The 19314-nt window shown below is 71.1% G+C and carries 22 protein-coding genes; 5 read left to right on the forward strand and 17 right to left on the reverse strand.

The genetic code is table 11. The annotated features are described in order from the left end of the window. Positions 1–126 precede the first annotated feature (126 nt). Positions 127–987, forward strand: a complete 861-nt coding sequence (locus AB0M47_RS13750) for a class I SAM-dependent methyltransferase (protein ID WP_363412652.1) — start codon at positions 127–129, stop codon at positions 985–987. A 27-nt stretch (positions 988–1014) separates the two neighbouring features. Continuing rightward, the gene (locus tag AB0M47_RS13755) at positions 1015–1662 is read left to right on the forward strand and encodes a hypothetical protein (RefSeq protein ID WP_363412654.1); all 648 of its coding nucleotides are present in this window, start codon (positions 1015–1017) and stop codon (positions 1660–1662) included. On the opposite strand, the gene AB0M47_RS13760 is transcribed toward AB0M47_RS13755, so the two are convergent. The 6 genes from AB0M47_RS13760 to AB0M47_RS13785 form a co-directional block, all read right to left on the reverse strand. Next, a complete protein-coding gene (locus AB0M47_RS13760; protein WP_363412656.1) occupies positions 1644–2642 on the reverse strand; it encodes a 5'-3' exonuclease H3TH domain-containing protein in 999 nt (332 codons plus the stop codon). The two genes, AB0M47_RS13755 and AB0M47_RS13760, sit on opposite strands and share 19 nt — an antisense overlap. Positions 2643–2789: 147 nt before the next feature. Continuing rightward, on the reverse strand, positions 2790–3563 hold the full coding sequence (locus tag AB0M47_RS13765; protein WP_363412658.1) for a nucleotidyltransferase domain-containing protein: 774 nt from the start codon (positions 3561–3563) through the stop codon (positions 2790–2792). Beyond that, positions 3560–3799, reverse strand: a complete 240-nt coding sequence (locus AB0M47_RS13770) for a hypothetical protein (RefSeq protein WP_363412660.1) — start codon at positions 3797–3799, stop codon at positions 3560–3562. Before AB0M47_RS13770 ends, AB0M47_RS13765 begins: the two co-directional genes overlap by 4 nt. 23 nt (positions 3800–3822) lie before the next feature. After that, on the reverse strand, positions 3823–4458 hold the full coding sequence (locus AB0M47_RS13775; RefSeq protein ID WP_363412697.1) for a hypothetical protein: 636 nt from the start codon (positions 4456–4458) through the stop codon (positions 3823–3825). Next, the gene (locus AB0M47_RS13780; protein WP_363412662.1) at positions 4458–5336 is read right to left on the reverse strand and encodes an SDR family NAD(P)-dependent oxidoreductase; all 879 of its coding nucleotides are present in this window, start codon (positions 5334–5336) and stop codon (positions 4458–4460) included. Before AB0M47_RS13780 ends, AB0M47_RS13775 begins: the two co-directional genes overlap by 1 nt. Continuing rightward, positions 5333–5926 (reverse strand): TetR/AcrR family transcriptional regulator, encoded by a 594-nt coding sequence (locus AB0M47_RS13785; RefSeq protein ID WP_363412664.1) that lies wholly within the window; start codon positions 5924–5926, stop codon positions 5333–5335. Before AB0M47_RS13785 ends, AB0M47_RS13780 begins: the two co-directional genes overlap by 4 nt. A gap of 86 nt (positions 5927–6012) precedes the next feature. Between AB0M47_RS13785 and AB0M47_RS13790 the strand changes: the two genes are divergently transcribed. Then, on the forward strand, positions 6013–6729 hold the full coding sequence (locus tag AB0M47_RS13790; RefSeq protein ID WP_363412666.1) for an SDR family oxidoreductase: 717 nt from the start codon (positions 6013–6015) through the stop codon (positions 6727–6729). 96 nt (positions 6730–6825) lie between these two features. Here the strand turns inward: AB0M47_RS13790 and AB0M47_RS13795 are convergent, their stop codons facing one another. Further along, positions 6826–7746, reverse strand: coding sequence for a proline dehydrogenase family protein (locus AB0M47_RS13795; protein ID WP_363412668.1), 921 nt, complete (start codon positions 7744–7746; stop codon positions 6826–6828). A 43-nt stretch (positions 7747–7789) separates the two neighbouring features. Here AB0M47_RS13795 and AB0M47_RS13800 point away from each other — a divergent pair, with 43 nt between their 5' ends. Further along, the gene (locus tag AB0M47_RS13800) at positions 7790–9400 is read left to right on the forward strand and encodes a helix-turn-helix domain-containing protein (RefSeq protein WP_363412670.1); all 1611 of its coding nucleotides are present in this window, start codon (positions 7790–7792) and stop codon (positions 9398–9400) included. Positions 9401–9409: 9 nt separating this feature from the next. Here the strand turns inward: AB0M47_RS13800 and AB0M47_RS13805 are convergent, their stop codons facing one another. Then, on the reverse strand, positions 9410–9775 hold the full coding sequence (locus tag AB0M47_RS13805; RefSeq protein WP_253750998.1) for a nuclear transport factor 2 family protein: 366 nt from the start codon (positions 9773–9775) through the stop codon (positions 9410–9412). Between the two features lie 88 nt (positions 9776–9863). Here AB0M47_RS13805 and AB0M47_RS13810 point away from each other — a divergent pair, with 88 nt between their 5' ends. After that, on the forward strand, positions 9864–10742 hold the full coding sequence (locus AB0M47_RS13810; protein WP_363412672.1) for a LysR substrate-binding domain-containing protein: 879 nt from the start codon (positions 9864–9866) through the stop codon (positions 10740–10742). On the opposite strand, the gene AB0M47_RS13815 is transcribed toward AB0M47_RS13810, so the two are convergent. The 9 genes from AB0M47_RS13815 to AB0M47_RS13855 all read right to left on the reverse strand — a co-directional run bounded on the left by AB0M47_RS13815 (position 10726) and on the right by AB0M47_RS13855 (position 19306). After that, complete coding sequence (locus AB0M47_RS13815) at positions 10726–11268, reverse strand: dihydrofolate reductase family protein (RefSeq protein WP_363412674.1); 543 nt, start codon at positions 11266–11268, stop codon at positions 10726–10728. The two genes, AB0M47_RS13810 and AB0M47_RS13815, sit on opposite strands and share 17 nt — an antisense overlap. Before the next feature lie 44 nt (positions 11269–11312). Continuing rightward, positions 11313–11477 (reverse strand): hypothetical protein, encoded by a 165-nt coding sequence (locus AB0M47_RS13820; protein WP_363412676.1) that lies wholly within the window; start codon positions 11475–11477, stop codon positions 11313–11315. A 133-nt stretch (positions 11478–11610) separates the two neighbouring features. Further along, positions 11611–12663 carry a hypothetical protein gene (locus AB0M47_RS13825; protein ID WP_363412678.1) on the reverse strand — a complete coding sequence of 351 codons (1053 nt, stop codon included), beginning with the start codon at positions 12661–12663 and terminating at the stop codon, positions 11611–11613. A 31-nt stretch (positions 12664–12694) separates the two neighbouring features. Beyond that, positions 12695–13486 (reverse strand): carbon-nitrogen hydrolase family protein, encoded by a 792-nt coding sequence (locus AB0M47_RS13830; protein ID WP_363412680.1) that lies wholly within the window; start codon positions 13484–13486, stop codon positions 12695–12697. A gap of 53 nt (positions 13487–13539) precedes the next feature. Then, entirely contained in the window at positions 13540–14337 is a 798-nt protein-coding gene (locus AB0M47_RS13835; RefSeq protein ID WP_363412682.1) for a hypothetical protein, read from the reverse strand. A 44-nt stretch (positions 14338–14381) separates the two neighbouring features. Continuing rightward, a complete protein-coding gene (locus tag AB0M47_RS13840; protein WP_363412684.1) occupies positions 14382–16643 on the reverse strand; it encodes a M28 family peptidase in 2262 nt (753 codons plus the stop codon). A 230-nt stretch (positions 16644–16873) separates the two neighbouring features. Continuing rightward, positions 16874–17494, reverse strand: a complete 621-nt coding sequence (locus AB0M47_RS13845) for a hypothetical protein (RefSeq protein ID WP_363412686.1) — start codon at positions 17492–17494, stop codon at positions 16874–16876. Between the two features lie 4 nt (positions 17495–17498). After that, the gene (locus AB0M47_RS13850; protein ID WP_363412688.1) at positions 17499–18350 is read right to left on the reverse strand and encodes a carbohydrate ABC transporter permease; all 852 of its coding nucleotides are present in this window, start codon (positions 18348–18350) and stop codon (positions 17499–17501) included. After that, complete coding sequence (locus AB0M47_RS13855) at positions 18347–19306, reverse strand: sugar ABC transporter permease (protein WP_363412699.1); 960 nt, start codon at positions 19304–19306, stop codon at positions 18347–18349. Before AB0M47_RS13855 ends, AB0M47_RS13850 begins: the two co-directional genes overlap by 4 nt. Positions 19307–19314: the final 8 nt, after the last annotated feature.

The raw sequence follows: 19314 nt of genomic DNA on the forward strand, positions 1-19314 counted from the left end.
AGCCGTCCCATGCAGAGCTGTCGTCCCTGAGCCTAGGGCGATGTCCCGGGGCCGACCGGCGCTTCAGCCGAACGAGTACGGCGAAATCGTTTGTGCCGGGCTCGCCGGCATGCGATCTTTCGCAGCGTGAGCAACCCCGCAGACTCCGGCCGCGCCGACAGCTACGCCGACAGCATCGCCGTCAACCGGGCCAACTGGGACGAACGCGCCCCGGCCCACGCTCAGTCGCCCGGGTACAACGTCGCCGACTTCGCCGCGGATCCGGCGTACCTGTCCGAGGTCGTCCGGTTCGACGTCCCCCGGCTCGGTGACATCGCCGGTCTTCGGGGCGTACACCTGCAGTGTCACATCGGCACCGACACCGTCTCCCTCGCCCGGCTCGGCGCGCGGATGACCGGCCTCGACTTCTCGCCCTCCGCCCTGGTCGAGGCTCGCGCACTCGCCAAGGCCGCCGGCGTCGAGGTCGACTTCGTCGAATCCGACGTGTACGCCGCCGCCGAGGTCCTCCCGGCGGGCGAGTTCGACCTGGTCTTCACCGGGATCGGCGCCCTGTGCTGGCTGCCGGACGTACGCCGGTGGGCGGCGGTGGTGGCGCGGCTGCTCAAGCCGGGCGGGCGGCTGTTCCTCCGCGAGGGGCATCCGATGCTCTGGGCGCTCAACGAGCACACCACCGACGGCATCAAGGTCACGTATCCGTACTTCGAGACGGCGGAGCCGCTGGTCTTCGACGAGCCGGGCACCTATGTGGAGACCGAGACGCAGTTCGTGCACAACGTCAGCCACAGCTGGAACCACGGGCTCGGCGAGATCGTGTCGGCGCTGCTCGCCGAGGGGATGCGGCTGACGATGCTTGAGGAGCACGACAGCGTGCCGTGGAAGGCGCTGCTCGAAGGCATGGTGGAGGACGAGCACGGCGAATGGCGGTTGGCCGAGCACCGCGAACGCGTGCCGATGAGCTACACACTGCAGGCGGTACGCGAGCGGTAGGGCGCCGGAGCAGTAAAATCATTCGCGATGAATGATCCGACCACCGAGGGATACGCCGCCACCCCGGCTGAGATCGAGGGGATGCTGCGCAACCTCTGCGCGTACGCCTTGAGCGAGCCCGATCCGATGCAGCGGTATGTCGAACTGACCCACCAGCAGGTGCTGTTCCAGGGCATGGTCGAGGCGATCCGCCGCGAACGGGGCCGGGCGCTGGCCGATCTGCTGGTGGCCGGGATGCCGGCGGCCCAGGTGGCGGCGAAGACGAACCTGGCGACCGAGCCGAAGGTACGCAAGCTGATCAGCTCGGCCGGCGAGGCGGAACGGGTCAAGGCGGCGGCCCGCCCGGCGAAGGCCACCAAGGCGGCTAAGGCAGCCAAGGCGGCACCAGCGAAGAAGGAGCCGGAGCCGTTGCCGCCGCACTTGGCCGCGCCCAGCGGGAAACGCGTACTGACGCCGGCCGACCTCGAGGCGTTGGGGCTCAGCCCGAAGAAGCGCGCCGCCAAGAAGGCGACACCCGCGAAGAAGGCGACACCCGCGAAGAAGGCCGCACCCGCGAAGGAGACAGCCACCACGGCGGCCGGCACGGAGTCGGCGGCGAGCAAAGGTTCGGCGGCGAGCAAGGGTTCGGCGGCGGGCAAGGCCGTCCAGCCGAAGGGTCAGAAGAGCGCGAGCTGACCGGGGATCGGGTCGCGCCGGTTGCGCTTTCGCCACTGATTCGGCACGTACGCAGTGCCGGCCGGGTCGGTGCCGTTCGGATCGGCGCGCCCGGTCAACGCCCACAGCGACGGCCCGAGTGAGATCCCGTGGCCGGACAACGCCCGGCGCATCACCGCCAGGTCGAGCGGCAGGCGGATGCCGTCGAGCGCCGGGATCGTCAGATCGTGCCGCATCGCCATGATCCGCCGGTTCCGGTCGACGACCTCGCGGGCTTCGGGCGTACCGAAGTGGGTGGCGGCGCGGTCGCCGACGGCGCTGCGGACGGTTTCGGCCTGCCCGTCGTCCCAGGCCGACCAGGCGGCGTCGACGCTGCCGAACGCGGCGAGCAGCCGGGCCGCGGTCGCCGATCCGAAGCCGCGTACGCCGTGCAGGTTGTCGGAGGGGTCGCCGCGCAGCGCCGCGTAGTCCCGATACTGGCCGGGCGTCACGCCGTACACGTCGGCGAGGGATTCCGGCGTCACCACGACCGCCTCGTCGAATCCGCCGTTGCGGATGCGCAGCACCGACGTCGTGGGGTCGATCAGCGCGAACGCGTCCCGATCGCTGGTGACGAGGATCGACCGCCAGCCGTCGCAGCGAGCCCGTTCGGCCGAGCTGGCGAGCACGTCGTCCGCCTCGTACGCCGTGGGCGTGACCACGCAGAGGCCAGCCGCCCGCAACAGCTCGGGCGCGGTCGCCAGCTGGTCGGTCAGGTCGGCGGGCTTGTCCGGCCGCTGCGCCTTGTAACCGGGGTACGCCACCCGCCGGGCGGATTCGTCGGGGCAGTCGAAGCCGACGACCACCGCATGGGGCCGGATCTTCGCGGCGGCGCGGGCGATCGACAGCATGAGCCCGTGCAACGCCCAGACCGGGCGGTCCGCGTTGTCGACCAGCTTGCCGATGGGCGCCGCGTGGTACGCCCGGTGCAGCAGGCTGTTGCCGTCGACCGCCAGCAGCACCGGCCGCCGTTCCGCTGGTATCCCGGAGGCAGAAGTCCCGAAGGCAGAAGTCCCGAAGGCAGAAGTCCCGGCGGCCGGCTTCCCGGAGGCAGTCGTCCCCGAGGCGCGTGGCGGCGGGGACGGCGGGGGCACCCGCTCAGAGTAGCGTCAGGGTCCGATCTCGATGCCGAGCTCCCGCCGCAGGTGTTTGCGCAGCGCCTGCTCCATGGCGTCGGGCCAGGTCGCCCCGGTCCGCTCCGCCAGCTCGCGGGCGACCGGGAGGAACAGCCGTGAGCAGGCCAGATGCGCCGACACCACCGAGGTGCGGGTCGCCTCGATCGACGGCAGCGCGTTGTACGCGGCGAGCCGATCGGCGGGCAGGATCCCCTTCAGGCGAAGCGCACCGGCCCGCTCCGCGCCCTGGAGGACCGCGTCCTCCAGCATCACCTGCAGGATCAAGGTACGCAGCAGTCCGGAGCCGGACGCGCCGACGGCGTACTCGCCGCGACCGAGGACCACGGGCAACAGCCCGAGCACCCGCAGGAACTCCCGGATCAGGTGCTCGACGCGGGCCGGGTCCGGCGACGGCGGCTCGTCGGCCGGCACGGCCGGCTCCCCGAACAGCGGGCGCAGCTGTCCGCGTACGCGGTCGGGGGTGGTGATGGTGACGTCGAAGCGCAGCCAGTCGTCCGTCACATGGGTCACGACCGTCGTCGTCGCGTCGGCCATCCGCTGGCGGTGCACGACGGTCGCGACCTTGTCGGCGACAGCGTCCCAGTCCGCCGCGTACGCCCGCGGATCGTCCGTCGCGACCACCAGGTCGACGTCGCTGAACTGGTCCGCCGCGCCCCGGCCGAGACTGCCGCCGAGCCAGGCGGCTTGGACCCGTCGATCGGCGCGCAGCTGGGCGGTCAGCCGATCGATCAGCTCGTCCCGGGTCACCGAATCCTCCTTTGGTTGCGCGGCCCGCTGCCCGGACCCCGGTAGAGGCTCAGGAAGTACACGCCGGCGCCGAAGACGTTGAACCCGAGGAACGCCGCCAGCCAAGCCGTGCGCGCGTTGCGGGTGAGCAGCGGATTCTGCAGCATGTCGTCGAGCATCCACGCCCAGAACACGATCAGCGGGGCGACGAGGAGGAACACCAGGATGCTCTGCACCAGGGGACCGAGCCGGATCACGCCGACCAATCTACGTCGCCGATCTACGTCGCGATCACGAAGGAGCCGGCGCGAGACCGAACCCACGCCGCGACCTGCGCGACAAGATCCTCCTCGGATGCCGTGCCATCCACCTCCAGCACCCGCAGCCCGAGATCGGCGGCTTCGGCCCGGACCCGATCGGTGAACATCGCGTCGCGGGCGAGCAGGTTCGCCAACGCAGTCGCCGGGTCACTGGTGCGGCCCGCGATCTTCCACAACGAACCCCGCTGCTCGAAGGCCGCCCGCCGGAACTCCGGGGTCGGCAGTAGCCAGACCGCGTGGCGTGGACTCGCCAATTGCGGCCGGACCAGGTGCGGCAGCAGGCGGAAGCCCTCGGCGACGACGCCCGCGTCCCCGGCGGCGCGGAGATCGTCGACGATCAGGCCGAACGCCTCACCGCGATACCAATGGAAGGTGTCGAGCATGGTCTCCGGCGACCGCAGCAGCCACCGCTGGTCCATGTCCATCGCCAGGAACCGCGCCAGTTCCGGGCTGTCGGCCGGCGTACTGCGGCGGGCATGGTCGGCCATCGCGTCATCGGTGGCGTACAGCCGCAGACCCTGAGCGGCGGCCAGCCGTCGGGCCACGGTCGACTTGCCGCCGCCGCTCCCGCCACCGATCCAGTAGACGTGCTCCATCACTCCGGGTCAGCCGCCTCGGCTTCAGGTGCCTCGGCTTCAGGTGCCTCGGCTTCAGGTGCCTCGACATCGGCACAGCCGGTCAGCTCCAGGCTGCGCCGCCACAGCTCCGCGCGGGCAACCAAGTCGTACGCCTGGCTGTCGGCGCGTTCCTCGCGCATGCGGTCGTAGAAGCGGCCGGTGACCCCGTCGAGGTCGCCGCTGATCGCCAGCCGCCGCACGGATTCCACCCCGACCTCGAGGGCGTCGACGGAGCGGCCGATCGACTTGAGCACCATCTTCGTCGGCATGTAGGTGCCCGGGTGCAGGCTGTTGACGGTCACCTCCGTGGCGGGCAGCCGCTCGGCCAGCTCGAACCCGGCGATGATCTGCGCGAGCTTGCTCTGGGCGTACGCCCGCATGCCGTCGTAGCCGTGCTCCAGCATCAGGTCGTCGAAGTCGAGCGGGTACTGTCCGAGCGAGGCGACGTTGACGATCCGCGCCGGCGCGGCGGCCCGCAGCAGCGGCAGCAGGTCCAGCGACAACGCGAACCCGGCCAGATAGTTCACGGCGAACCGCAGCTCGTAGCCGTCGGCGCTGACTCGCCGGTCCACCCCGTCGGGCTCACCGCCGCCGATGCCCGCGTTGCTCACGAAGACGTCCAGCCGGTCGGCCACTTCCCCGACCTGGGCAGCGAGACGGCGTACCTGATGGAGATCGGCGAGATCGGCCACGACGGATCGGGGACGCTTGCCGCGATCGGCGACCTCGGCGGCGACCTGGTCGAGCCGGGTGGTGTCGCGGCCGTGCAGGATCAGGTCGTGGCCGTCGGCCGCGAGCCGGTACGCGAGCGCGCGGCCCAAGCCGTCGGTGGCGCCGGTGATGAAGATGGTGCTCATCGGTGAGTGACTCCCGTGTTCGCGAGGGTGTGGACGAGTTCGTCGACCAGCTCGGCGCCGAACCGCCGATCGGTGGCGAGCAGGCGATACCAGAGCAGGCCGAAGACCAGGTCGAGGACTGTCTCCGGGGACAGGCCGGGCGGCAGGTCGCCCCGGTCCTGAGCCCGGTCGACGAGCTGCCGGAGCGCGGCCCGGCGATGACTGAGGAACTCGGCCCGGAAGCGCTCGCCGAAGGCCGGGTTGACCTGCGCCTCCGCCATCAGCGCCCGCAAGGTGCCGGCGATTCGCGGCTGCCCGCCGAGCTGGAACGTCGCCGTGAGGAAGGCCCGCAGGTCGGCGGGGTAGCTGCCCTCGTCCGGAACCGGGATGTGCAGCTCGGCCTTGGTGGTCAGAGCGTCGAGCAGCACGTCCGCTTTGGACGGCCACCAGCGGTAGATCGTCTGCTTGCCCGCGCCCGACCGGGCGGCGATGCCTTCGATGGTGAGCCCCGCGTAACCGACTTCGGCCAGCAGGTCGAGGGCCGCCGCCAGGATCGCGAGGCGGCTGGCCTCGCTGCGCGGGCGTCCGGGGCGGGCGGGTTGGCGTTCCACGATCACGATGCTAGCGTAAAACGAGACGAGACGTCACGGTTCGAAATTCCGGCCGGCTCTGTCTCGCTATCGCAAGGGAGAACCACATGAGTGACCTCACCGCTCTGGTCGTCGGGGGCACGTCGGGCATCGGCCTGGCCACCGCCCGGCAGCTGGCCGCCCGGGGCGCGCGTACGCACATCGCCGGGCGCAGCCAGGACCGGCTGGACGCCGTGGCCGCCACCGACCCCGGGCTGATCGGGCACCAGGTCGACGGCACCGACCGGGACGGCATCGCCGCCGTCGCCGCGTCGATCGGGCGCATCGACGCGCTCGTGCTCGCCCTCAGCAGCACCCTCGGCGCCGGTCCGCTCGCCGACCTGGATCTTGGCGTACTCCGGACGGCGTTCGACGGGAAGTTCTGGGCACACCTCACCACGGTGCAGACGACGTTGCCGTATCTGGCGGCGGATGCGTCGATCACCTTCGTGAGCGCCATCAGCGCGCGTACGGGGCTCGCCGGGACGGCCGGGCTCGCCGCGATCAACGGGGCGATCGAGTCGATCGTGCCGCCGCTCGCGGTGGAACTCGCGCCGCGCCGGGTCAACGCGGTCTCCCCCGGGCTCGTCGACACCCCGTGGTGGGACGGGCTGCCCGCGGACGGGCGGGCGGCGTACTTCGCCCAGGCCGCAGCAGCGCTGCCGGTACGCCACGTCGCCACCGCGGACGAGGTCGCCGAGGTAGTGGTGCTAGCCGCGACCAACCGCAACCTCACCGGGACCGTGCTGGAAGCCGACGGCGGGGCTCGGCTGGCCGCGCTGTAGAGCTTTCGGCGGCGACATTCATGATCAGGGTCATTTCCATGTCGCTATAGCAACGTGGAAATGACCCTGATCAAGCGACCCGGCGCGGGAGCACTGTCAGGAGCGCGAAACTAGCGCCCGCAGGAAGAACGTCAGGTTCGCCGGCCGCTCGGCGAGCCGCCGCATGAAGTAGCCGTAGTACTCGCCGCCGTAGGGGACGTACACCCGCATGGTGTAACCGGCGGCGGCGAGGCGCTCCTGCTCCGGAACCCGGATGCCGTAGAGCATCTGGTGCTCCCACGAGTCGGCCGAGCGGCCGTACTGGGCGGCCATGCGCTGGGCGGAGGAGATGATCGCCGGGTCGTGCGAGGCGACCATCGGATAGCCCGGCCCGGCCATGAGGATGTCGAGGCAGCGCAGGTACGCGGCGTCGATCTCGGCCTTCTTCTGGTACGCCACCGTTTCCGGCTCCTTGTACGCGCCCTTGCAGAGGCGTACGCGGGAACCGGCGGCGGCCAGTTCGCGGCAGTCGGCCTCGGTCCGGTGCAACGCCGCCTGCGCGACCGCGCCGACCCACGGGAACTCCGTCCGCAGCTTGTGCAGGATGCGCAGGGTCGAGTCGGTGGTGGTGTGCGACTCCATGTCGAGGGTGACCGTCGTGCCGACGTCGGCCGCAGCGGTGCAGATGCGCCGGGCGTTGGCGAGCGCGATCTCCTCGCCGTCGCCGGGCAGCGCCTGGCCCACCGCGGACAGCTTCACGGAGACCTCGGCCAGCGTCCCGTAGGCCAGCCCGCCCAGCAACGCCAGGTACGCCTCCACGGTGGCGTCGGCCTGCGACCGGTCGAGGGTGTCCTCGCCGAGGTAGTCGAGCGTGACGGCGCGCCCGCTTCGGATGAGTTCGCCGGTGACGGCGAGGGCGTCGGTGGTGGCGGCGCCGGGGACGAACCGGTTGACCATCGCCCGGGTCGGGCGCATTCGCTCGACGACGCGGCGGGTGCGGCCGGAACGGGCGGCCGCGAGCAGCAGGGTACGCATCACGCTGATCACGCTAAGCCGCCGCGAGCCGCTACTGTTTGTGCTGATGGACAACGTACGCGCTGCCGAGTTGGAGCAGCGGACAACGCTTCGGGAGATGATCACCGCGTTGGGCGGGCATCTCGTCGATGTCGTGATCGCCCCGAAGGGCCTGGCGATCGGCGTACGCGATGTCGTGGTGGCCGATCCGTACGACGACCCGGCGTTGCGGGAGGGCGACGTCGTGCTCGTCGTCGGTGCGCGCGGCGCGGACGCCCGGCCGCTGGTGGCGCACGCCGGGACCCGGGGCGCGGCTGCGGTCGTGGTCAAAGGCGGCGTGATCTTGAAGGAGGCGGCCCGGGACGCCGGCGTCGCGTTGCTGACCGTCGACGGCGACGCGCGCTGGGATCAGGTGCAGACGCTGCTGCGGTCCGGGCTGGCGACGGCCGAGCCGGTACCGCTGCCCAACGAGACGGGCGACCTGTTCGCGCTCGCGCAGACCATCGCCACGCTGACCGGCGGCAGTGTCAGCGTCGAAGACGTCGGCAGCCGCGTCCTGGCGTACTCGGCGGTCGCGGGCGAGGTCGACGACCTGCGGTTGCGGTCGATCCTCGGGCGGCGCGGGCCGGAGTCGTATCTGGCGTTGCTGCGCGACTGGGGCGTCTACGACGAGCTGCGCCAACCGGATCACGTGGTGACCGTGCCCGACCATCCGGAGCTGGGCATCCGGCGGCGGCTGGCGATCGGCCTGCACGCGGGCGGGCGGCAACTGGGCTCGATCTGGGTCCAGGAGGGCGGCCGGCCGCTCGCCGAGGGGACGGCCGACGTGCTGATCGGCGCGGCCCGGCTGGCCGCGCAGGACGTCGTCGCGCAGGCGCATGGTGCGACGAGCCGAGGCTCCCGGTCGCGGCTGCTCGCCGACGGGCTCACCGGGCGCGTGCCCGGCTCGCTGGTCGCAGCCGACCTCGGCCTGCCCGCCGGCCCGGCGCTACTGGTCGCCTGCGACATCCGGGATCAGCCGGGCGACGGCGAACCGGCGGGGGCGGCGCTGCGGCGGGCGCGCGCCGCCGAGATCATCGCGGTCCACGCGGCCGCGTTCCGGCGCAGCGCCGTCACCGCTCAGGTCGGCCCCAGGGTGTACGCGATGCTGCCCGGTCTCGACGTCGACCCCGCCGGCGCGCAGGCCCAGGCCTGGGCGGCCGAGACGACCGAGGCGGTACGCCGGGAGTCGGGCTTCCCGGTCCGGGCCGCGATCGTCACCGCCGACACGGAAGCCTTGGAACAGGCCCGATCCGAGGCCGATCAGGTGCTCCGGGTGCTGCTGCGCTCCCCCGACCGCCCGGTCGGCACGATGGCCCAGGTACGCGCGGCGGTCCTCCTGCAGGAGGCGCTGGACGCCACCGCCGGGCTGCGCCATCCGGGGCTGGACGCGCTCGCGGCGCACGACGCGGACCACCACGGCGAGCTGGCCACGACGCTGTGGTCCTATCTGGATGCTTTCGGCGACGTCACCGTGGTCGCCGCCCGGTTGCACGTCCATCCCAACACCGTGCGGCATCGCGTACGCCGGGCGGCGGAGATCGCCGGGCTGGAGCTGGCCGACCCCGAACAGCGACTGCTCGCCGCCCTGCTGCTGCGGGGCAGCCGGCGCCGTCAGGCCGAGTCCGGCCAGCTGTAGGTGTACGGCTCAGCGCTGGACCGGGGTGAACTCCGGCCGGTCCAGCACCCGCAGCCAGCTGCCGTCCGGCTGACGGCGGGCGACCTGGGCCCGCGCACCGGCCGCGTCCTTCGGCGGCGTCGCGGTCAACGCCAGGTCGCCGTGGATCAGCGTCGGCAGCGGCGTCTCCGGCTCGAACCGCGCCCCGCTCGCGAGCACCTTCTCCCATAACGCTTGAATCGCGGCCCGGCCCACGGTCTGCCCACCCGGCGGGTACGCCAGCACGGCGTCCGGCTCGTACAGGGCGGCGACACCGGCCGCGTCCCCGGCGTTGGACCGTTCCACGAACAGCCGGGTGATGTCCTCCGGCGTCTGCGCCTTCTCGTACTGCGTCATCGCGCACTCCTTCCCTTCACCTCCAGCGTCACGCGTACTGATCTAGAAGTCCAACAGCTGGTTCTTCTGGGAGCTAGAATCAGCGCTTATGGAACTGCGGCAGCTGGAGTACTTCGTCGCGGTCGCCGAGGAGCAGAACTTCACCCGGGCCGCCGACCGCGTGCACATCAGCCAGTCCGGGATCAGCGCCCAGATCCGGCAGCTGGAGAAGGAACTCGGCACGGAACTGTTCGACCGCTCCGGGCGTACGGCGACGTTGACGGTCGCCGGGAAGGCTGCACTGGAACACGCGCGGGCGGCCTTGGCCGCGGCGGGCGCGGTCGAGCAAGCCGTCGGCGAGGTCAGCGACGTGCTGCGGGGACGGCTGCGACTCGGGATGGTGGTCGGCTGCACGGTGACGCCGCTGTTCGAGGCGCTCGCCGCCTTCCATCAGGCGTACCCGGGAGTGGAGCTGTCGCTCACCGAGGACGCCTCCGACCGCATGGCCGACGGCGTACGCCTCGGCGAACTCGACGCCGCCCTGATCGGCGCGGCCGGGGCACCACCGTCCGGAGTGGAGTCCCTGACGCTGGTCAGTGAGCCCCTCGTCGCCGTCGTCCCGGCGGGCCATCCCGTGGCGGAGCGCCGGCCGCTGACGCTGCGGGCGCTGTGCGCGTACCCGTTGGTGTGCATGCCCCGGGGCACCGGCCTGCGGGCGGTGCTGGACGGTGCGTGCGCGGCCCGGGGCCTCTCGCCGACGATCGTGGTGGAGGCGGGCGCGGGCGACGCGATCGCCGACCTCGCGGGGCGCGGCCTCGGCGTCGGCGTGCTCAGCGCCTCGATGGCGGCGGCCTACCCGCTCGTCGCCCGGGAAGTGTCCGATGTGGATGATCCGGCCGTGCTGGCGTTGATCTGGCGGACCGCGCCGCCACCCGCGGTACGCCGGTTCGTGAGTCTCGCTCGGAAGAGCTTCAGCGCAGCACGCTGAACCGCACGTAGTTGGCGAGCGGAGCGGAACTCTCGTCGATCCGGCGCAGCTTGACGGTCGCCCCACCGGGATGGTCGAACAGCCGTACGCCGTCCCCGAGCAGCACGGGCGCGATGAAGACGGCGACCTCGTCGAGCCAGCCCGCCTCGATGCACTGCCGGGCGACGTCGGCGCCGATGATGTTGACGACCTTCTCCCCTGCTGCCGTCCGCGCGGCCTCGACCGCCTCCTCGAAGTCGTTGACGAAGGCGACTCCGGGAACCGGTTCGGCGGGCGGATTGTGGGTCAGCACGAACTGCGGGCCCTCCCACCCGCCGCCGAACGCCTTGCCCTCGCCTTCGGTTCCGCGATGCGGGTCGTCGCCGCCGAACGAGCGCCGCCCCACGAGGATCGAGCCGACCTCGCCGACGAGCGCGTCGGCCGCCGGGTTCGGGCCGATGAATTCGGTCAGCCAGGACATGTCACCGCCGGGGCCGGCGATGAACCCGTCCAGCGACATCGTCGCGGAGTACAGAAGCTTGGCCATGCCTCGAAGCCTAGGCGCGGCCGCCGACAGTTACGCCGTCCTCGTCATTCGTCGGCGCGGCGTTCCTTGATGGCGTCGATGAAGACCAGCCATTCGATCGGCGTCGGGATCAGCTGACGCTGAGCTCGCTCGGCGGCCTCCCGGCGTTCGCGGTCACGCCGGTCGTGGTCGGGGTCGCCGCACCCCGTGTCGAGGGTGTGCTCAGACATCAGCGTCACCTGCTCTCCGTACGCGGCTCCGTCGTATATAGAACGGTGCGACTGTCGCGAGCGTTTCACCCATCGTTGAACGCCGGCTCCGCAACGTCCCTGGCCTCGGCGAAGTCCGACCTCGGCCGCGACCTCAGGCCCGGCGGGTACGCAGGACGAGGACCGCCCCGGCGATCAGCATCCCGGTCCCGGCCGCCACCCAGCCGCCCAGCGGCAGCCCGGTCACCGGCAGCGGCGGGCTCGGCGACGGGCTGGGCGGCCCCGGCGTGGTCGGCGTCGGCGGTCCCGGCGTCTGAGTCGGCGTCTGAGTCGGTGTCTGAGTCGGCGTCGGACTCGGCGTGGGCGAGGTCGGCGTCACCGTGACGGTCGGGCTCGCTGTCGGCGATCCGGTCGGCGATTCGGTCGGCGACGCAGTGACGGTTGGAGTGACCGTCGGCGTAGTCGTAGGCGTTGGCGTGACAGTCGGCGTGACGGTCGGCGTGACGGTCGGCGTGACCGTGGGAGTCACCGTAGGCGTGACAGTCGGAGTCGGCGTCGTCGGTGTCAGGGTCGGGGTCGGGGTCGGCGCGACGGGCGGGCCGCAGGTCGCGGAGGAGATGATCACCTCGCCGGGGCCGGGCGGCGTAGCCGTGAACGTGAAGTGCGCGGCGTTGAGCGTGAGGCCCCCGGCGAACGGGATCTGCTCGTTGAGCACGAGCGTGCCGATCTGCGTCGCACCGTCCATCAGCGGGATGGTCGTGTTCGGCCGCGGGTTCGGCACGATCAGCAGGCTCACGCCGTTGATGACGACCGTCAGGCTGGAGATCGACACCGTGGGCGTGGCGTTGACGCCGTCGTAGAAACAGTTGGCGTACAGGGCCGCGCCGTCGATCGTCACGTAGTCGCTCAGCGTCAGGTCGACCGAGGCGACGCTCGCGGTCGCCTGACTGGTGTTGCTGACCATGTCGTCCTGCGCCACCGCGTGCAACGACGTGGCGGTGCCCGCGCCGGGGATCGACAGACTGTCGATCGAGGTGGACTCGTTGCCCTGTGCGGTCGGTGTCGGCGGCTGATTCACGCCGCCCGTCGTCACGGTGATGCCGTACGCCGACGGCACGGGCTCCGCCGCCCAACCAGGCAGGGCCAGCCAGGTGGCCGCAACGGCGAGGCAGGCCGCGAGCGCGGCGACCGTCAGCTTCCGAGTCACCCGCTAACGGTATCTTCTGGACATTATGGACTCAGCTCGACACACCCAATGTCGCGCGGGCGTACGCCCCGGTCTCCGGTCCCGCCTCGGCGACGACCGACCCGGCCGGGTTCCAGATCCGGGAGCGCCCGGCCGCGTCGTCGTACCCGGCGCCGGTGGACCCGGCGAAGCTGGCCGTCACCACCCAGACGCCATAGGTCGTTGCGGTACGCCGAGCGCGCTCGTCCTGCACCGCGATCTCGTGCTCCCCGTCCAGCGCTCCGGCGACGTACGCGTCGATCCCGAGGTCGCAGGTGCGGGCGGCGTGCTCGGCGACTCCGGTGTCCTTGCAGACGGCCAGCCCGAGCCGCCAGCCGTCGACCTCCAGCACGGCCGCCGCGTCGCCGGGGACGAAGTGCTCGGGCTCGGCCCCGCCCAGGAACATCTTCCGGTACGCCACCCGCGCCCCGTCGCCGTCGATCGCCAGCACGCCGATGTGCTTCGCAGCTACCCCCGACGGCCAAGCCGATCCACCCGGACCGGACGCGGCCGCATGCGGCGAGACAGCCGTCGCGTCCGACGCTGCGACGGGCGCGCCGATCAGCGCGACAGTGCCCGTCTCCGCGCAGGCGGCCACGATCGGGGCGAGCCGGGGATCGTCGGGCGCGACCGGGACGGCGTCGAACTCGTACCCGGTCAGCGACATCTCGGGGAACACGACGACCCGGGCGGCGGCGGCCCGGACGAGGCCGGCGTGCGCGAGCGCGTTCGCGGCGACGTCGTGCGCCACGCAGGTGGGCTGTGCCGCCGCGACGAGCAGGGGAACCCGTGGAGAGCCGATCATGAGCCCAGCGTAGGTCCGCCATGTTTCCCGCCCGTGTCGGCGGTGACCGAGGCTCAGACGACGCGCGGCTGCGGCTCCTCGGTGCTCGCCGGTTCCGGGGCAGGCTTGGGCGGGAACAGCCCCGCCGTCAGGTCCCGGCCCTTGAGCAGCCAGGACGTGCCGAAGGCCCAGACGGCGACCACCTCGCCGAGGTAGAGCGGCGTCACCTCGCCCATGGACAGCCGGAGCAGCCCGCCGACGGCGACCCACACCACGGCGGCGATGATCGCCCAGCCGCAGATCTTCTGCACCAGTTCCATCCGACGATCGTTCTCGTACTTCTTCTCGCGGTACGCGAAGATGAACGCGATCGCCGCGAGGCTGCCGATGAAGATCGCGGCACAGGTGAAGTGGACGACCGCCACCGTGTTCTCGCCGAGGGCCTGCTGCATCGGGGCGCACCCGGCCGGTTCGGGCTGGACGCCGCACAGCGGCGCTCCCGGCTCGATGCCGACCCGGCGAGTCGGGAAGAACACCACGCCGATGACGGCCACTCCGGCCACCGTACTCAGCCAGTAGTCCCACGTTCGCGGCTGCGCCGACATGTAGGTGAGCAGCAGGAAGCCGACGACGCTCAGCCCGGCCACGAACAGGTCGCGCATCGACGAGTGGTAGTACGCGCTGATCGAGCCGCGCACGTGGACGCTCCCCCGCAGGTACGCCGCCTCGCCCACGATGAACGCGATCGGCAGGGCGAGCCCGATGATTCCCACGACGGTGCGGATGTTCAGGTAGGACCGGACGTAGAGGGCGGCCGGATCCGTGCGGCCGGCGGCGTCCGCCGGGCGCTGGAAGGTGTCGGTGGCGGCCATCTTCCCACGATCCGCCGCCGCGATCATCGACGCAAGATGATCCCCTAGACGGTGTACGTCTTGGCCACCAGCACCAGCTCCGACGTGTGCGAACCCTCGACGCCGACGTCCGGCGGGCGCGGGGTGAAGCCGGGCAGCCCGGCCAGCCCGTCGCTGCCGTCCATGACGCGTACGCTCACCGGCCCGGTCTGCTCGACGGTCAGGGTCACGGTGAGCCCGTCGGCGGGCGGCGCGTGGAACAGCACCCCGAAGTCGCCGGTGAGCGCGTCGGACGGCACGGCTCGTCCGGCGACGGTCGCGCTGGTCACCTTCACTCCGGGCACCTGGAGGTAGACCAGCCGGACGTCCCGGTTCGGCTTGATCAGCAGCGTCATCGTCCGGCGCGAGCCCTCCACTGTGGAGGAGGTGGCGGTCAGGCTCGGCGCGGGCAGGTCCGCCGCCTGCGCCGGTCCGCTGGCGACGTCGCCGTGCAGCAGCGGGAACTTCGCCTCGACGTTCTCGGTGCCGGACGCGTACTGGGCGGCCCAGGCTCCCGGCTTGTCGTCGGCGCTGACCCAGCGGGCCTGCCCGGTGTCCGTGTCCAGGGCGTACATGAGCTGCTCGGGCGCGGGATGCTTCGCGTCGAACCGGTCGACCGCCAGACCCACGCCGGTGAACACCAGCATCAGCACGGCCGCGCCGACCGCCGGCCACATCGCCCGCCGGGGGAACACCACCCACAGCGCGAGCCCCAGCATCGTCGCGAAGAGGGCGGCCGCGGCGCCGGTCGCCAGGCCCAGGGCCGGGAAGAACAGCATCACGGTGGGCGCGAGGATCACCACCGCCACCGCTCCGCCGATGGTCACCGCCGCGAGCTTCACCCAGGGGATACGCACAACGGAGGCGACGATTCCCGCCAGTGCCCCGAACAGGGCCGGCAACGCAGCGAGATACGAGCCGCCAGGTGCGAACGCAGCGAGGACGATGCCGAGGACGGCGAGCCAACCGAACCCGGCCACGGCCAACGCCCATTGCCCAAGACGCCGGCCCCACCAGGCGTACCAGAAGAGGAGCAGGGTCGCGACCAGCGCGACCACGGCGGCGCGGAACCACTCCGGCCGCCAGGGGTCGATCATCTGGCGGTAGCCGGGCCGGATCGCGACCAGGATCAGCCAGTAGACCTGGGCCAGGACGGGCGCGAGCGCGAGCGGCACGAGGCCGAGCCCGAACGCGGCGGCCTGCCGCCCGAACCCGGCACGGCGCCGCACCACGATGCTCAGCGCGACCACGGCGAGCAGCGCGAGGATGGCGACCGGCCAGACCAGCCAGCCTGGGTAGCGCACGAGGAAGCCCAGGACCGGGAAGTAGGTCGAGTCACCCGCCGACGGCTGCTCCAGCGTGGCCAGATCGCGGGCCGCGAACGCCTTCGCGACCGCGAGCGCGTTGGCACCGTGATGCTGGAGGCTCGCCTGGTCCATGTACTCCGGACGGTCCTCGGGAGTGTGGTAGACCGCCGAACCGTCGATGTACGCCGTGTTCAGCCCGGTGAACCGGCCCGCGTCACGGAACGGCGAGAAGTCGGTGTCGTTGGGCAGGATCCGGTAGACCTCGACGGCGAAACTGGTCGCGACCGGGTACGGCGCGACGTCACCGTAGACCCCCACGACGTCGGCGTTGTCGCGGGTCGTCTCGAACATGATGGCCGGGCCTGACGAGCCGCGTGCCTCGTAGTTGAGCACCACTCCGCCGTCCTTGGCGAGGTCGTGCTGGCTGACGAAGGCCTCCGCACCGCACAGGCACGCCTCCTCGGCGTCGGTGAACAGGAAGACGACGTCGTTGCGCGGCCGCTCGCGACTGGTCAGGATGCGGGCGGTCTCCAGGAGCGTGGCGACCCCCGCCCCGTCGTCGTTGCCGCCGTAGGAGACCTGCACCGAGTCGTAGTGCGCGACAAGGAACACCCGTCCGGTCGAGGCGGTGCCCTTCAGAACCGCGACGACGTTGCGTACGCGGGCCATCGTGTAGCCCTCGCCGAGCGCGTCGTCCGCGCCGACCGCGTCCTGGATCTGCGGATCGAGCCCGTAGTCCTTCAGCGTCCCGACGATGTAGTCCCGGGCGGCGGCGGCGTTCTTCGACCCGGCGACGTGCACGGACTCGCCCAGCGTCTGCACGTGCGCGTACGCCCGGCCCGCGCTGAACTCGTCGCCGGGCGCGTCGGCGGCCAGCGGCGCGGGCGGCCGGACCGTCCACACGCTCAGGAAGGCCAGCCCGGCCAGCACGACGAGGACGATGAGGCCGCCGAGCGTACGGCGAGCGGGTGTGTGCTCCACGCCCACATCTTCACATGATGGATCAGCCGGGCGGGGAAAGCTGGGGAACCCACCGTGTGGGATGTCTAGTGTGACCGTGAGCCCCCCAGCTGATGCCCATCGTAGAAAGATCACCACGCCGGACACGTCGCACAGGAAGTGGAGATAGCTCTACAACTTGTGCGGTATGCGAATGAGGTGGACTACTCCGCCTCGGCGACCCGATCCAGCGCCGGGTCACCAAGGGCGGGCTAGTCCTGGGCGGGGGTGAGGGGGGCGACGATGTGGCGGGTGTTGGCCCACACGACGTACAGCGCCGGCCCGGCGAGCAGGAACAGCCCGATGGCGGGCTTGGTGACGACCGCGCCGGCCAGTACGCCGAGCACGGCCAGGTTCGCCAGGCTGAGGTACCACTTGCGGACCGACAGGTAGGCCGCCGCGACGACGAGCCGCGAGGTCAGCCGGGTGTCCAGGGCCAGCAGGGCGGTGGCGGTGACGACGACCAGCACGACGAGCAGGGCCAGCATCGGGGTCGCCGCGCCGAACGGCGTACCGAGGGCGAGGCGGAAGTCGGTGGCCAGCACGATGACGGCGAACGCCGCCGCCGCGCCGATCGCCAGTGACCGGCCGAACCGCTTCCGGTAGGCCTGCCAGAACGAACCGCCGGTGAAGGAGCCGAACGCGGCCGCCACCGCCGGGCCGAGCACCGCCGACAACGCGACGAAGAACGGCCAGGCGGCCAGCGGCTCCCCGCTGAACGCGAAGGCGACCAGCAAGGGCAGTGTGGCGGCGACGAGCGCGAGGTTGGTCTTGAGGAACGCGTACGCCGTGGCGAAGATCGTGTCGTAGGGCAGGCGCGCGAGCAGTCTCATGCCGTCACCCCTTCATTCCGGAGGTGGCGATGCCCTGGATGAAGTACCGCTGACCGACGAGGAAGATGAGCAGGATCGGCAGCACGGACAGCACCGAGCCGGTCATCATCATCGCGTAGTCGGCGTCGAACTGGCCGACGAACGAGCGCAGACCGAGCTGGATGGTCCAGAGGTCGTTGCTGGTCAGGTAGATGAACGGACCCATGTAGTCGTTCCAGGTGTTGACGAACGTGAGCAGGCCGAGGCTCGCGAGCGCGGGCTTGGACAGCGGCAGGATGATCCGCGCCCAGATCCCGTACTCGGACAGGCCGTCGACCCGGGCCGCCTCGGACAGTTCCTCGGGGATCGTCAGGTAGTACTGCCGCATCAGGAAGACGCCGAACGCGCCGAACGCCTGGAGCAGGATCAGCGACCAGAACGTGTTCGTCAGGCCGGCCTTCTGCATCATGATGTACTGCGGGATCATGTACGCCTGCCACGGCACGGCGATGGTCGCGACGTACGCGAAGAACAGCGCGTCCCGGCCCGGGAAGCGCAACTTGGCGAACCCGTACGCCGCGAAGCTGCCCGTCAGCACCTGCAGGAAGGTGATGACCGCGCTGAGGAACACGGTGTTGCGCAGGTAGGTCCCCATCGGGATCTGCGTCCAGATGTCGCTGAAGTTCTTCCATTGGAAGTCCTTCGGGATCCACTGCACCGGGATGCTCAGGACCTCGTTGTTGCGCTTGAGCGAGGCGCTGATCATCCAGAAGAACGGGACGAGGATCGCGACCGCGGCGACGATCAGCACGACGTAGAGCAGTACGCGCCCGGCGAGGCGGAACGGGCCGAGGCCCCCGGAGGGAATTGCAGTCATGAGCGCTCCCGGCGGTTGTTGAACCAGAACTGCGTCAGGGTGAGCACCAGCACGAGCGCGAACAGCACCAGCGAGATCGCCGAGGCGTACCCGAACTCGCCTTCGACGATGCCCTGGCGGTAGATCTGCTGGGACAGCACCAGGGTGGCCCGGCCGGGTCCGCCGTCGGTCATCACGACGATCAGGTCGAACACCTTGAAGCTCTGCACCGTCAGCAGGATGAGCACGAGGAAGGTGACCGGCCGCAGACCGGGCAGGGTCACGTTGCGGAACCGCTGCCAGTTGTTCGCGCCGTCCATCTTGGCGGCCTCGTAGTGCTCGGTCGGGATCGCCTGGAGACCGGCGAGGAACAGGATCATGTAATAGCCCATGTCGCGCCACACGCTCGTGAGGATCACGGCGGGCATCGCCCAGGTGGTGCTGGTCGTCCAGCCCGGCGCGTCGGCGATCCCGATGAAGTGCAGGAACTGGTTGACCGGCCCGAACTCGGGGTTGAACAGCATGTTCCACACGATCGCGACCGCGACCATCGAGGTGATGTACGGGAAGAAGGCGGCGGCCCGGAAGAAGCCGACCCCGGCGATCTTGCGGTTGAGCAGCAGCGCCAGGCCGAGCGCGGCGAGCACGGTCAGCGGCACGTGCCCGAGCGCGTAGTACGCCGTGTTCCGCAGCGCGATCTTGGTCGACTCGTCGTCGAGCAGGCGCTGGAAGTTCTTCAGCCCCACCCATTCGGGCGCGTTGTAGGAGTCCCAGTCCATGAAGGACAGCACCAGCGCGGCGATCACCGGGATGAGTGTGAGCACCGCGAAGCCGAGGAAGTTCGGCAGGATGAAGCTCCAGCCGATGAGCGTGTTCCGCCACCGGCGCCGGGTGCGCCGCGGCGGCGACGGCGTCAGTATCCGTTGAGCGACGACGAGAAGCCCTCCCAGGCCTTGGCCGCCGCCCATCCTGGCCACGAGTACGC

The organism is Hamadaea sp. NPDC051192, from assembly GCF_040682475.1.
GTDB lineage: Bacteria > Actinomycetota > Actinomycetes > Mycobacteriales > Micromonosporaceae > Hamadaea > Hamadaea flava.

What these genes read in the sequence shown, in the direction of transcription:
- AB0M47_RS13820 (WP_363412676.1), bottom strand. Translation starts at nt 11,477, where the DNA reads ATGTCTGAGCACACCCTCGACACGGGGTGCGGCGACCCCGACCACGAC.
- AB0M47_RS13845 (WP_363412686.1), bottom strand. Translation starts at nt 17,494, where the DNA reads ATGAGACTGCTCGCGCGCCTGCCCTACGACACGATCTTCGCCACGGCG.
- AB0M47_RS13850 (WP_363412688.1), bottom strand. Translation starts at nt 18,350, where the DNA reads ATGACTGCAATTCCCTCCGGGGGCCTCGGCCCGTTCCGCCTCGCCGGG.
- AB0M47_RS13800 (WP_363412670.1), top strand. Translation starts at nt 7,790, where the DNA reads ATGGACAACGTACGCGCTGCCGAGTTGGAGCAGCGGACAACGCTTCGG.
- AB0M47_RS13835 (WP_363412682.1), bottom strand. Translation starts at nt 14,337, where the DNA reads ATGGCCGCCACCGACACCTTCCAGCGCCCGGCGGACGCCGCCGGCCGC.
- AB0M47_RS13815 (WP_363412674.1), bottom strand. Translation starts at nt 11,268, where the DNA reads ATGGCCAAGCTTCTGTACTCCGCGACGATGTCGCTGGACGGGTTCATC.
- AB0M47_RS13755 (WP_363412654.1), top strand. Translation starts at nt 1,015, where the DNA reads ATGAATGATCCGACCACCGAGGGATACGCCGCCACCCCGGCTGAGATC.
- AB0M47_RS13775 (WP_363412697.1), bottom strand. Translation starts at nt 4,458, where the DNA reads ATGGAGCACGTCTACTGGATCGGTGGCGGGAGCGGCGGCGGCAAGTCG.
- AB0M47_RS13810 (WP_363412672.1), top strand. Translation starts at nt 9,864, where the DNA reads ATGGAACTGCGGCAGCTGGAGTACTTCGTCGCGGTCGCCGAGGAGCAG.
- AB0M47_RS13790 (WP_363412666.1), top strand. Translation starts at nt 6,013, where the DNA reads ATGAGTGACCTCACCGCTCTGGTCGTCGGGGGCACGTCGGGCATCGGC.
- AB0M47_RS13830 (WP_363412680.1), bottom strand. Translation starts at nt 13,486, where the DNA reads ATGATCGGCTCTCCACGGGTTCCCCTGCTCGTCGCGGCGGCACAGCCC.
- AB0M47_RS13780 (WP_363412662.1), bottom strand. Translation starts at nt 5,336, where the DNA reads ATGAGCACCATCTTCATCACCGGCGCCACCGACGGCTTGGGCCGCGCG.
- AB0M47_RS13805 (WP_253750998.1), bottom strand. Translation starts at nt 9,775, where the DNA reads ATGACGCAGTACGAGAAGGCGCAGACGCCGGAGGACATCACCCGGCTG.